The organism is candidate division KSB1 bacterium (assembly GCA_022566355.1).
GTDB lineage: Bacteria > Zhuqueibacterota > JdFR-76 > JdFR-76 > DREG01 > JADFJB01.
Map to the genome: position 1 here is coordinate 1 of JADFJB010000136.1, position 11873 is coordinate 11873.

The window sequence follows — 11873 nt, forward strand, 5'->3', positions numbered from 1 at the left end:
TTCTAATTTGCATGGATTGTGGTCACAAATAACATGGGCAAGTTCGTGCATAATATCACTTTCATATCTAAAATCTGAATGAGATGGGTTAAAAATAATTATATAGCTACTTTTAGACTTTATAGTGACTGCTGACCATTCAGATTTCCCCTTTTTCATAACGAGAGGATTCAGAACCTCACTTGTTATACCATGTAAGTGCATTGGATTAATGATCTTTATTTTTAAACATTCTGCAAGATCATCCGCAAGCAATGGATCTACAGCTTTTAAACCTAACAGCTTTCTATAATTTATTGAAGTTTTTTCAGCTTTAGATTTAAATCCTTTTTCCAAAAATATTTAATCCTGATCTTGATTATTTATGTTTATTTCGGCATTATAGGCTAAATCGATCATTTTTATTAATGCCTCCGCTGTATCTTTCGAAAGAGTTTTGTCGGCTCTCAAGTGGACCTCTATTTTATCCTGAGTTGTTTCCTTATCTTTAGTGAAATTAGATTTTTTAGAATTGCTCATAAACATTTCAGGATTAATTTTTAACCAATTACAGATTTTAAAGAATATCTCGAGGTCTGGCAATTTTCCTTGTTCAATTCTTGATAACGTTGAAGCGCTTACTCCACCGATTTCTTTAGCAACTTCTCGTAATCCTCTACGTCCCCTTTTATTTTTTAATTTTGTGGCTAATAATAAAGTATTTACTTCAGATGGCATTTTATTCTCCGCTTATGTAGTATTGTTTCATGGAAGATACATGTGTTTCACTTGCGAAACAAGATTTATTTTAGTATAATATGTGCAACATGTATTATTTATAATACATCCTGTGTAATTCACTAATATTTAACTAATTTTGGAGAGCTATTATGAGCCTCGAAAGTAAAAAAGACAAAGTCTGGGATAAGGGTAATAAAGTTAGAGGAAAAAGTCCTGATGTTTACAGACGAGATTCTGAAGGAAATGAGATATATTTTTCTTCTTATGGGAAACAATCTGAAAAGGGTTGGGAAATCGATCATTCTAAGCCAAAATCAAAAGGTGGAACTGATCATTTGAACAATTTACAACCTTTACAATGGGAAGCAAATAGAGAAAAATCGAATAAGAGAAAATAACTTCCCATGATTTAGATTGGAATAATTCGGGCCAGTGCTAAGGTTCACTGGCTTTTTTTATTTACACCTAATAATATTTTCACTTTGAAAAATCACTCAAAAAACAATTCCTTCACATCTTTGGGCGTTGGTGAGGTGAATCTGCTCACAACGAGTATCAAAACCAATGAAACCGTGGCGCCAAAGATCGCCGGCCATATGCCGCCAATCCAGTTGGAAAAGGATTGATATTTCATGTAACCGGCTACATACCAAATGACGCAGCTTATCGCGCCGCCAATCATGGCTGTAATGCCTCCTTCTTTGGTGGCGCCGGGCCACCAGAGTCCTAATAGAAAAGGGAAAGTAAAGGCGGATGCCATTAAGCTGAATGCCATGGTTACAATCCATAAGATGGCGGCAGGTGGTTTAATGGCAACCAGCAGAGCCAGCACGCCAATAACCAGGGTCACATAGCGAGCGATTTTTAGTCCCTTTTTAGGATCTAATTCTTTCCGAAACGTACCATAGATATTCTCAACCACCAAAGAACCGGCTAAGAGTAGTATTGAATCGATGGTTGACATCATCGCACCTAAAACAGCCGCTATGATAATTCCACCTATCAACGGCGGTAAAAGCTGGGTTACCATGGTGGGAATGGTCAGATCCGGTTGTGCCAGATCAGGCAATAAAACGCCGGCGGCAATGGCAATCAAAGTAGCTGACAAATAAATAAAACTTTGAAACAAGATCGAATAAACCATTGCGCGCTTTAGCGTTTTATCATCTTCAGGGATCAGGAACCTGGTTACCGATGCCGGGGAGCCGCCGATCTGGAAAAATCCCCAAACTATAAATGCCGAGACTACCCAGCCGGCTGACATTTTTCCGGTAAAGGAGATCGCTTGCGGGTTGAGTTGCGCATATTGCTGGTGCATTTCGGCAAATCCTCCGGCAGCATAAACTGCCACCGGGGCTAAAATGGCAAAACCGGCTATCATAATTATCCCCTGGATTAAATCAGTCCAGGCCACAGCGTACATCCCACCCAAAACTGTATACAGAATGACGATGCCGCCAAAGACAAACAATCCAACGAGATAGGGTATGCCAAGCAACACTTCAAAGACATTGCCGGCGGCTTTTAATTGAGCTGCGATCAGGGGCACGAATGCGATCAGCATTATGATGACACAAGTCATACCAGCGAATTTGCTGTAGTAGCGCACTTCAAAAATATCAGCAAGGGTTACACTCTTTATTTTGCTCGCTATTTTTCTTAACCGGGTGCCAAGCAAGATATAGGAGAACCAGGGCGCTGCGGCGGAGGCTATCCCGCCAGGGACAAAATTGTAACCCATGATTTTTTCTGTACCAACCGCACCCATATAACTGCTGCCGCTCATTTGAGTTGCTGAAAACGAAAAACCAACCGTAGCGGGACCGAGTTTTCCTTTGGCAATGAAATAATCTTTTTTTGATTTCACTTTTCTATTGAACCACACACCAAGCGCTAACATCCCCATGAAATACAGCGCCAATATTATGCTATATTGCAGCATTTACCTGCCCGTCTTCACATAAAAAATGGAGGCTGCTATGATATAAATATAGCCAAAATAACACAAGAGCCAAACACCCCAATCCAGGTTTGCAGGACCCTGGGGCCAATCTACAATCAAAGTCACACTTCCCCCAACCACGAAGATGATCATGAGGATAATAGAAATGATAGGAAGTTTTAATTTAGAAATTTGGATAATCCTTTTTGTTTAAAATTCCAAAATACAAAAACCAAACCTGTTCCTGACTAGATCAGGAATCGCAAGTAAATCTCAAAAACCAAAATAACAAATTCCAAACTAAAACAGGCCGCTGTCATTCCCGCATATCTTTAAAGCGAGAATCTTGTGTCTCAAACCCTTAGATTCCCGATAAAAACATTCGGGAATGACATTCTGTGACGGCCTCCATAACAAGATCCCGTCTCGTAAGCTATTTCAGAACACTTAATTTAGCAGCCATAATGTCATCCTGAGCGTTAGCGAAGGATCTCTTGATGCCGTAAAGTCAATAAAATCAAGAGATTCTTCACTCCTCCAAAGCGGGATTCGCTCAGAATGACATTTTTTAGGATTTTATACATTTTGTAAAAACCTTCACAACAGGATGCCATTTGGGGGAGTTTTAAGCTTAAAAGCAAAATTCATGAATTATACAATTTAATAAGTAGACACATTAATTTTAGAAATCGAAATACTCTTTTCTCCAAATTCAAGGTTTGTGTTTTTAGATTTGTTCATTGGTTTTTATTTGTGATTTGTTGCTTGTGATTTACGATTTTTATCTTATTCCTGTTTGCTAGTTTAAAATGCCTCTCGCACACATCATTGCCATACTTCTTCAAGAACTCTCAAAATATTACCTCCCATCACTTTTGCAATATCACCATCTGAATAATCATGTGTAACCAACCACCGGAGAATATTGTGAGAACTTTCCGTTGCATTTTCAACTCCTTTGACATAGGGCACTTCTTCAAAAGTGGGAGGTTTTCCTTCACCCTCTCCTTTATGAGAATCACCAATGGACAGCGCTTCGGCAAAGACATGATGCAAGCCAACGTGATCGCCGTAAAGAGTATCCGGCCCAAATGCGACATGATCTATGCCTACCAGGTCTTTGATATATTCAAAATGCTCCATGAACGATTCAATGTTGTGATGGGGATTTTTCTGTGTAAGTGTGGTATGGGGAGCAGCCTCGATACCAATTACGCCACCCTTGTCCCCACACGCTTTCAGGACCTTGTCGGGCGCCAGTCTTTTGATATTCCATAAGCTTCTGGCTCCCGTATGGGTTAAAAATATAGGCTTATTGCTGGCCGCTATTGTGTCCAGGCTGGTTTGATCGCTGGCATGCGCACAGTCGATAGCCATGCCGATTTTATTCATTCTTTCCACCGCTTTGCTGCCAAAGCTGGTCAACCCGCCGTCTTTGGGTTCTTTGAGGCCGGTGCCCAGACTGTTGGATTCACTGTAAGTAATGCCAAGAACCCTGACGCCAAAACCATACAGAATCTCTATCCTGTCCAGCTCGTTCTCGATCATGGCAGCGCCTTCCTGGGCCGGCACCAGGGCAATTTTTCCTTCCCTGTGAGCCCGGTGGATATCTTCCACCTTTTCACACTTGATCACGAAATCCTGGTGCGCCAGATCGCACAGACGCATACCCATATCATAGATAATATCCGACCATTTCCAACCACACTTTGAGGTGATCATGGCTGTGCCGTCCATGAAGTTATCAAAGACAGCATCCCAATATGAGTTGGACAGGGCTTCGTAAGCGGTGGCAATCCTCACTTCTTTTCCATAGGGGATGGTCTCCCGGATATCAGCCGGGAAAAGGTGCGGGTGTTCATGAAGCGATATCATGACAATTTTTTCCGCAAATTCTTTCACTCTGGTTTCTTGTTCGGGCGTTACAGGGACAAAATAGGGATCGAAAATGCTGTTCCCTTCAACCAACTTAAATTCCTTGAAATCCTTGCCCTTTTCAAGATAATCGAAAGATTGGTAACCCGAATATTTTTTGTTGAGCCCCATTGTAAACCTCCAATTTAAGGTTAAAGTTAAGGTTAAGATTGAGGTTGAGGTTTAGAATCTGAAATGGAATTAATTCCTTAGTGTCCGAACGAAAACATCCTTTCTGAATTCCCGCATGCTTTCAGGCGTCCGGGAAAATCAATCTTAATCAACATAATACTATAAAGTTAACCTGATCTACCCATAAACATTATCACTGTCATTCAGGAGGGAACTATTCTGCAACTAATTTATACTTACAATTTTACTATATTTTTGTTTATGGAATAGATCCCGTTGCGCAGGGATGACAATCAGGAAACCTTAAGCGCAAAAGCTGATTCATGAATTATCCAAGTGTAACTACATTTTGTTTATCCGCCAGGGTGGATTTTTTCTGTTTTCACCGGCATAATATAAGCAAATTTCATTACCTGCCGGATCTTTAAGCCTGGCCTCTCGCCATAGCCAACTCTCATCTGTTGGTTCCTGTAAAAATTGAAATCCTTTACCCTTTAGTGAATCTACAAGTTCATCGAGTCTTTCAGATTCAAAATAAATCACAACACCGGTTTCATTATTATTAATTTCTTTAACAAGATGAACAGAAAACGTTGAGTCACCCTCCGGACATTCAAACCGGGCATAATGCGGAGATTCCACTATTTGGGTAAAACCCATCTTGCGATAAAAGGATACCGATTCCACAATGTTGACGGCCGGTAAAGTAACTTGATTCAAATTCATAATTTATTCCTATTCAGGTTATGCCTATCCTGCCTCGGCACACTATTCTCTGCAATGCAACAGCTTGGCCTGACTTTGGGTAACCGTGGTTATGGATTTTACTCATATTCGAGTTCTTATTTACCCAAAAAATTCTTTGTTTTTTCCCAGGTTTTATTAAAATTTTTAGGGGAGCGGCTGATGGCATACAAGCATCACTAGTGAAATAGCTTTCATTTTGTGTCATCCAGTGCTGAGCTGTTTTTAAGCAACTGCTAGTTTTTCTACTTCATCCAGGTTTATTTTTTGCTTTGTCTGCCAAAGATTGTAATTATTTTGCATGATTAACCAACTTTCAGGCGAACGTCCAAGTGTTTTTGCAAGGCGCAACGCCATTTCAGAGCTAATATTACTTTGGCCTTTAATTAGCCGATTGAATGTTGAAGGCGCTACTTTGAGCTTCGCTGCGACCTTACGGTAGCTAATGCCCATAGGCTCGAGGTAAACTTCCCGTATGAATTCCCCTGGATGTGGTGGGTTATGCATACTCATTAATGATAATCCTCATAGTTGACTGATTATTTAAACATGAAATCCGATGAAATGCCAACTGTATAACCAAGCCAAAAAAATAATGACCGAGAAAGAATAACTGGTATAGTAAATCCTTGCTAACAAAAAGCTCGATTTTTGCAACCATATTCTGAAGGTGTAATAGAAGAGGGAGAGCGACAAAAGAATTAAAACGAAGGAAATATAGTTCAATCGTAATAGGTCATCCGGCATACCAAATACGAGGGAAAGACCCATATGATTTACTCGAGCGACATAACCAAGAGTATAAATTAAAGCTAATATTCCGAATAAGAAAGCGGATAGATGAGCAATTATGGGCAAAGACCGTTTCTGCCAGAAGTCTTTCTTCTTCAACCTGATTAGAAAAATCACCAACCAGGGCAACGGAACGAGGATATATATAAATAAATAAAGCACTAAGAATGAAAGAAAAAATTCATTCACAAAATGAGGGCTCGAATACCACGCCACCTTCTCGTAGCTGAGCGGAAGGGATAATCCGGCGAAGGTGGCATTTCGGTACAGGACGATCTGGCCGCGTTGGTTTTCTTTAAAAATCAAAAAATCATTGTTATTTTGGGTATTTTGAAAAATCAAAGGACTTACCGGTTTATATTCCTGACGAGCGCCTGAATGAAAACAGGTCAGCGTGCCGTTTTCAGTTGCGTGCACGGAAATCGATTCTCTGAAAAGGGCAACCAAATCTTCAATGGTGTGGTGATTATAACGATTGTTGCGATAAGTCCCTGCTAACCGCTTACTATTTACATCGATTGTTTCAGTGCTTGAGGGGAATGTTTGCTCGTCTGCTTTGAAAAAGCGTCGAGTGAAATGCTGAATGAACATTTCGATAAAATCGTCGGAAGAACCGTTGGTGGTAATAAAAACACCGATTCTCTGTTCGGGAAACAACAACAAAACGCTGACAAACCCCAGTGTCTGTCCGCCCTTCGCCACAGCAGGATAGCCATTGAACCATTGCTCTTCAAAACCCAGTGTATAACCCGTCAATTTAGGGTGATTGCTGAACTGTCTTTGAAACATCATTTCGATGCTTTCTTTTTGCAACAATCGCTCACCCTGGAAAACACCGTCATTCAAGAGCATCATCATTAAATTTGTCATATCCGAAGCTGATGAACACAAACCGCCCGCAGGTTTGGTATGGGTGTAAAACAGAGGCTGTTTGACAAACTCGCCATTTTTTACGGTGTAACCTTTAGCATACTCGAATGAATCACGATCATTTTCAGGTAAATCATAAGTGCTATGATCCATTCTAAGGGTGGAAAGAAATTTTTGTTCGACAAACTTAGTAAAAGACATTCCGGAGATGTTTTCAACAATCAGGCCTGCTAACGCATAACTATAGTTTGAATAGCTGATCGATTTACCGGCTTCCTGAAATCGTCCGGGCATCCTTTCTATTAAATGTTGCTCTAATGGTTGTATCCCCCTGTTTTGTTTTTGCCGCATAGCCAATCACTCTATCTTCAAATCCCGCTGTGTGGGTTAACAGGTGTTTGACAGTGACAGGGCTTTGAAAACTTTCGTCGAGGGGAAAATCGTCCAAATATATTCTAATGTCACTACTTAAATCCAATTTCCCTTGCTCCACTAAACGCAGGATCGACATCGCTGTCAATATCTTTCCGATTGAACCTATTTGAAATAGCGTTTTCTCGACGCTTACCGGTCGATTGTTACTCCAGTCAGCATACCCATAACCTTTCGCGAACAGAATATTGTTACTTCTGACTACAGAAATAGCACCGCCAGGAATCATCCTTTCTTTCAAACCGATTTGGAACAGCGAGTCACATAGTACACTTACTGTAGAAAAATCCTGAGATTGCGATGGGGAAGCAATCAAAAGACATAGACATAAGGGTATGGTTCTCAATCTTTTCATTTTGCAGCCTTCCTTCTAAAACAATGTGTTAAATCGATTAGACAAGTAAGGCTGCTGTGTTGTTGCATTCGGAAACAGGAACTTCAGAGTTGGATAAGTGTCTGCTGTAGCTTTTTGTTAGGAATTTATACACTTTGCTTTTTACCTCCGAAATATGTTTTAACATCTTCATTCCAGACGAAGAAAGAAGACACAATATCACACCATTTATTTCTCTCAAGTTCTCCATCAATCTTAAAAATTTTTATCCTTTTGCCTATTTTACCAGCATTACGGACATGCGACTCATGTCTCAAAGTGATATCGTTGTCATCATAAATGCGTATAGCACCATCTGTATGATAAAACACTTTTTTCTTAGGGTTATATATCGAATGCAAATATCGCCCACCGCGACTCTTGTGAGTTTTTATTTGAGGGACCTCTTCACATACAAAATGAATACCATCGTGCCTAGGTGACCATACTAAATCAGTAAACTTTACTTTACTTGAAGATATTGTACCAGGATCAGGCATCCATTGGCAGTGTCTATCATCTTGAATATCTTCAATCTCATTCCAATCCAATGGAACTCCATAAACGAACATCGCATACGATCTTGATCCTAAAAATTCGTCAATTGGCATATAAATCAGAGGATCAAGTCTTATCTTAATTTCACCATCAAATTGTATGCTTCTTAGATGTTGTAAACACCAGTACATTGAATTTATTGATGGTACAGACGGAAGAATATAGAATGCAGTGTCATTGTAGAAAAAGTCACACCCCCTACCAGAAAAATGGACTAAATTCAATAAAAAATCACTATCGGGTGTCAAGTCTTCTAGAGCACAATGTAAGTATGGTTTTGGAAGTTGGTCTTCAGAAGTATTTTTTAAAATTTCAAATCTAAGTCTATCGATTTCTAACGAAATTTCACAAGTAGCTAATTCAAGAAGAGCCATTTTTCTTTTTTGGGATTCATCAATAGGCCACGCATCAATCCGCAATTCTTGAAAATGATACCAACAACTTAACCCAGACATTTTAATAGAGACAAGGAAGAGACTTTGAATGTCCGCTTTCGCTGGATAGCAGACGTTCACAGATTTTGGAATCAATGCCTTTTTGGCGTTTTTTCTTCTGCTACTGATAATTTTCCCACAGGTTTCTTCCTCTCTTTTTATGAATGTCTGGTTTACTGGAAGGTGAAACCAGATATTCAATAAAATTCAAAACCACATGAAGGTTTTTCCTGACGCGTTAAATTAACACTCTTTTTATGAGTGTCTATTTATTCAACTATTAAATTTTGGTGACAATTAATTCATAAAAAATCCGAAATTTTACACTTTCAGGTAATTATGTTGTGATAATACTATAGTCTTAGTACAGGTTTTTTATTATTGATCATAAAATTTAGCGGATGGGCTGTTTTTTTCATTCAATGTGTGCGTGATATTCATAATCAAGTAAAGTTGCTACGATCGTCAGAATTTGCGTCTGGCGACGTGCCTGCCTGAGATCAATAACAGTCTGCTACTACTCGAATTTATTAATTGATGTAATTGTGAGGAAAATAAATTCTATTTACGTTGCAGGAACAGGGTAATTTAATTATTTCCTCTCTTTATATAATAAATGTTTTTTTAGTACTGCATTTAATATTGCGGAAAATAAAAACCTGTATCTATTCACCGTTGCAGAATATTTTTAATTAGAGCTATTGATCTTGTTCATTAAACTTTGCTGGCAGCGTCATATTTGACGATGGTTCAATTGCCTCGTCAAAGACTACAGTTATATGCTGTTTAGTCAGGCCGTCGCTCAGGAGCTGTGGATTTTCGTTTGGACAGATATCCATGTTGTAAATGATGTGATAGATGTGGGAATAAAGTCAGGACTGGTATTTTTACTAAAAAAAGATAAGTTAATGAAATTATTACCTGATTGTGTGATCAGGAAAATTGAGTAGTGTTTCCAGCAGGAGTTTATTATTCCTGAACCTTTTGCATTCCATTCTGGAAAGTATTGATCCAAGGAGGGCAGGTCCGTATAAGCCTTTTGGATTACTCCTGGCTACTTTACATGGGGTATGAGGGTTTGTTGTCCCATCCATGCTGATAATGTAGGTTTCCTCTTCAGGATGTTTACCTATTAGCTTTGGCTCTACCATCTATTCTCCTCTAACCATACGAATGACCATTCACATATCCCTTTAATGACCATATATGCATTATGCATCACTCTATAGGGGTACATAATGCATAACCTGATAAATTATCTTGAATATTTAACCCGAATGGGCAGTTTTATTTTTATGCGCTTCCTTTAGGTGCCTGCTTACCGTTCCTTGATGAATTTTAAGCTCCATTGCTATTTCCTTTTGGGTTTTTCCAGCTTTTTCCAATTCCAATATTTTAGTGTCATCCTTTTTTGGTGCTATATCTTTGTCAATCCATCGGTATTTCCCATAGTTGTTTTCATATAGCAGGGCTTCAAATGGCGCTGCATTCCTACCGTACAATGTCCGGCCCTTTTCAAAACAAATGTTAAACCTAGCACCTTGTTCTCCCGAATAATCATCTGGCCATTTTAGGCCAAGTACAGTATCTAATGTGTCTTCTCGCTTGCTTGTGCCTCGCTGAAGACCTTTCTTGCCTGAATGGTGAATTATTAGAACCGATTTTCCTATTGACCGTAGTTTCAACAACCACCCTTGTAAAGATTGCCAGCTTTCAGCTTCATTTTCTATTCCGGATCTTAAAAGTGTTGAAAGATTATCCAAGATTATTAAATCTGTGTCGTCCGTAATGAACTGCTCTATGGCAAGTTGACCCTCTTCCGTTGCCAAGTCAGGAAGAGGATGATCCTGAAGATCTTGAGTAATGATGGTAAGCGGGAGGGTGTTCAAATTACGTGATGAGGACATCATTTTGCTCAATCTCTCTTGCAGCTCAATACCTGGCATCTCACCGTCTACCAGCAGAACTCCTCGCCGTTTGGGCGCGGTCCATCTTAAAATAGATTTCCCGGTAGTGACTGCATATGCTATTCCAAGACTGAGTAAAGTTTTACCTACACCGCGGTATGAATGGATCATGGATAACGACTGAGTCTGTAACCATGGTTCCAGTATCATTTCGCGAGCAGGGAATTTCATCTTCATAAAATCGCTAATGTGTACAGCGACAATACCCGTTTCCCCTGTTTCGCTAACGTGCTTGGCTTTAGCTAATTTTTTTCTTACAGCTTTTTTACCCTCAATCCTATAAAGATCGTTAAAATCCTTGATTCCGCCATCCTCATAATCATCACAAGGTAAGGTGAATAATCCATCAATTGCTGCTGCTGCTTTTTTTGCACACTTAATGCCTACTGCATCAACATCACCTGCAATTACAATTTGCGCATGTGGATATTTCTTTCTATAAATTTGCGAAACATTAACTAGATTGTGACAGCTAAAAGCTGCCACGGACATTTCTCCAGTACACTCATAAATACTTACGGCGTCTGCAAAACCTTCACATATGTAGATTGTATCTGTCTTCGTCCCAATACAATAAGACAGGCCATTGGTTTTTGTTCCTTTTAAAAATTTCTTTGGTACTTTTGAATTTAGATCCTCATCGTGACAAGAAGCATCATATCTATCACCTATGAATTGAATTCCTCTAATCTTACCCTTACTGTCTTTCATCGGTATTAGAAGTTGATTGTATCTAATACGGACGTCATGGGGCCAAATACCCTTAAGCTCAAAATAAGAATGCTTCATTGCGACCCGAGACCCGAAATATATATCATTAGCTTTATTTATAGTGCTGGCCAAACGCACTCTGCGTACAAGCTTCTTAATCTTTTTTCGACTTACTACACCATCGCTATCATCACTTGAATTCTGGCTTCTTATATTAATTCCTTTACTGTTTAATGCATTAGAGATTTCTTCATATGAACAACCTGCATGGCAGTGCATAAGTA

General features: G+C 39.4%; 12 protein-coding genes. 1 reads left to right on the forward strand and 11 read right to left on the reverse strand.

Annotated elements, in window-relative coordinates; translation table 11 throughout:
- Together IIC38_17790 and IIC38_17795 are read right to left on the reverse strand one after the other, a co-directional pair.
- Window positions 1-336: ImmA/IrrE family metallo-endopeptidase (locus IIC38_17790; GenBank protein ID MCH8127782.1), on the reverse strand; the 336-nt coding region annotated here is incomplete at its 3' end.
- Between the two features lie 6 nt (window positions 337-342).
- Entirely contained in the window at window positions 343-717 is a 375-nt protein-coding gene (locus tag IIC38_17795; protein ID MCH8127783.1) for a helix-turn-helix transcriptional regulator, read from the reverse strand.
- 152 nt (window positions 718-869) lie between these two features.
- Here IIC38_17795 and IIC38_17800 point away from each other — a divergent pair, with 152 nt between their 5' ends.
- On the forward strand, window positions 870-1118 hold the full coding sequence (locus tag IIC38_17800) for an HNH endonuclease (GenBank protein MCH8127784.1): 249 nt from the start codon (window positions 870-872) through the stop codon (window positions 1116-1118).
- A 92-nt stretch (window positions 1119-1210) separates the two neighbouring features.
- Here IIC38_17800 and IIC38_17805 read toward each other — a convergent pair whose 3' ends face one another.
- The 9 genes from IIC38_17805 to IIC38_17845 form a co-directional block, all read right to left on the reverse strand.
- On the reverse strand, window positions 1211-2662 hold the full coding sequence (locus IIC38_17805; protein ID MCH8127785.1) for a sodium/proline symporter: 1452 nt from the start codon (window positions 2660-2662) through the stop codon (window positions 1211-1213).
- An 825-nt stretch (window positions 2663-3487) separates the two neighbouring features.
- Window positions 3488-4708, reverse strand: coding sequence for a membrane dipeptidase (locus IIC38_17810; protein ID MCH8127786.1), 1221 nt, complete (start codon window positions 4706-4708; stop codon window positions 3488-3490).
- A gap of 342 nt (window positions 4709-5050) precedes the next feature.
- The gene (locus tag IIC38_17815; GenBank protein ID MCH8127787.1) at window positions 5051-5434 is read right to left on the reverse strand and encodes a VOC family protein; all 384 of its coding nucleotides are present in this window, start codon (window positions 5432-5434) and stop codon (window positions 5051-5053) included.
- Window positions 5435-5677: 243 nt separating this feature from the next.
- On the reverse strand, window positions 5678-5965 hold the full coding sequence (locus IIC38_17820) for a HigA family addiction module antidote protein (protein MCH8127788.1): 288 nt from the start codon (window positions 5963-5965) through the stop codon (window positions 5678-5680).
- Between the two features lie 30 nt (window positions 5966-5995).
- Window positions 5996-7465 (reverse strand): serine hydrolase, encoded by a 1470-nt coding sequence (locus IIC38_17825; GenBank protein MCH8127789.1) that lies wholly within the window; start codon window positions 7463-7465, stop codon window positions 5996-5998.
- A complete protein-coding gene (locus IIC38_17830) occupies window positions 7380-7901 on the reverse strand; it encodes a serine hydrolase (protein MCH8127790.1) in 522 nt (173 codons plus the stop codon). The genes IIC38_17825 and IIC38_17830 overlap by 86 nt, the downstream gene beginning before the upstream one ends.
- A 125-nt stretch (window positions 7902-8026) precedes the next feature.
- Window positions 8027-9112 carry a hypothetical protein gene (locus IIC38_17835; GenBank protein ID MCH8127791.1) on the reverse strand — a complete coding sequence of 362 codons (1086 nt, stop codon included), beginning with the start codon at window positions 9110-9112 and terminating at the stop codon, window positions 8027-8029.
- A 716-nt stretch (window positions 9113-9828) separates the two neighbouring features.
- Window positions 9829-10062 carry a hypothetical protein gene (locus tag IIC38_17840; protein ID MCH8127792.1) on the reverse strand — a complete coding sequence of 78 codons (234 nt, stop codon included), beginning with the start codon at window positions 10060-10062 and terminating at the stop codon, window positions 9829-9831.
- A 117-nt stretch (window positions 10063-10179) separates the two neighbouring features.
- A partial coding sequence (locus tag IIC38_17845) for an AAA family ATPase (protein MCH8127793.1) occupies window positions 10180-11873 on the reverse strand: 1694 nt, incomplete at its 5' end.

What these genes read in the sequence shown, in the direction of transcription:
- IIC38_17795 (MCH8127783.1), bottom strand. Translation starts at nt 717, where the DNA reads ATGCCATCTGAAGTAAATACTTTATTATTAGCCACAAAATTAAAAAAT.
- IIC38_17800 (MCH8127784.1), top strand. Translation starts at nt 870, where the DNA reads ATGAGCCTCGAAAGTAAAAAAGACAAAGTCTGGGATAAGGGTAATAAA.
- IIC38_17805 (MCH8127785.1), bottom strand. Translation starts at nt 2,662, where the DNA reads ATGCTGCAATATAGCATAATATTGGCGCTGTATTTCATGGGGATGTTA.
- IIC38_17810 (MCH8127786.1), bottom strand. Translation starts at nt 4,708, where the DNA reads ATGGGGCTCAACAAAAAATATTCGGGTTACCAATCTTTCGATTATCTT.
- IIC38_17815 (MCH8127787.1), bottom strand. Translation starts at nt 5,434, where the DNA reads ATGAATTTGAATCAAGTTACTTTACCGGCCGTCAACATTGTGGAATCG.
- IIC38_17820 (MCH8127788.1), bottom strand. Translation starts at nt 5,965, where the DNA reads ATGAGTATGCATAACCCACCACATCCAGGGGAATTCATACGGGAAGTT.
- IIC38_17825 (MCH8127789.1), bottom strand. Translation starts at nt 7,465, where the DNA reads ATGCGGCAAAAACAAAACAGGGGGATACAACCATTAGAGCAACATTTA.
- IIC38_17830 (MCH8127790.1), bottom strand. Translation starts at nt 7,901, where the DNA reads ATGAAAAGATTGAGAACCATACCCTTATGTCTATGTCTTTTGATTGCT.
- IIC38_17840 (MCH8127792.1), bottom strand. Translation starts at nt 10,062, where the DNA reads ATGGTAGAGCCAAAGCTAATAGGTAAACATCCTGAAGAGGAAACCTAC.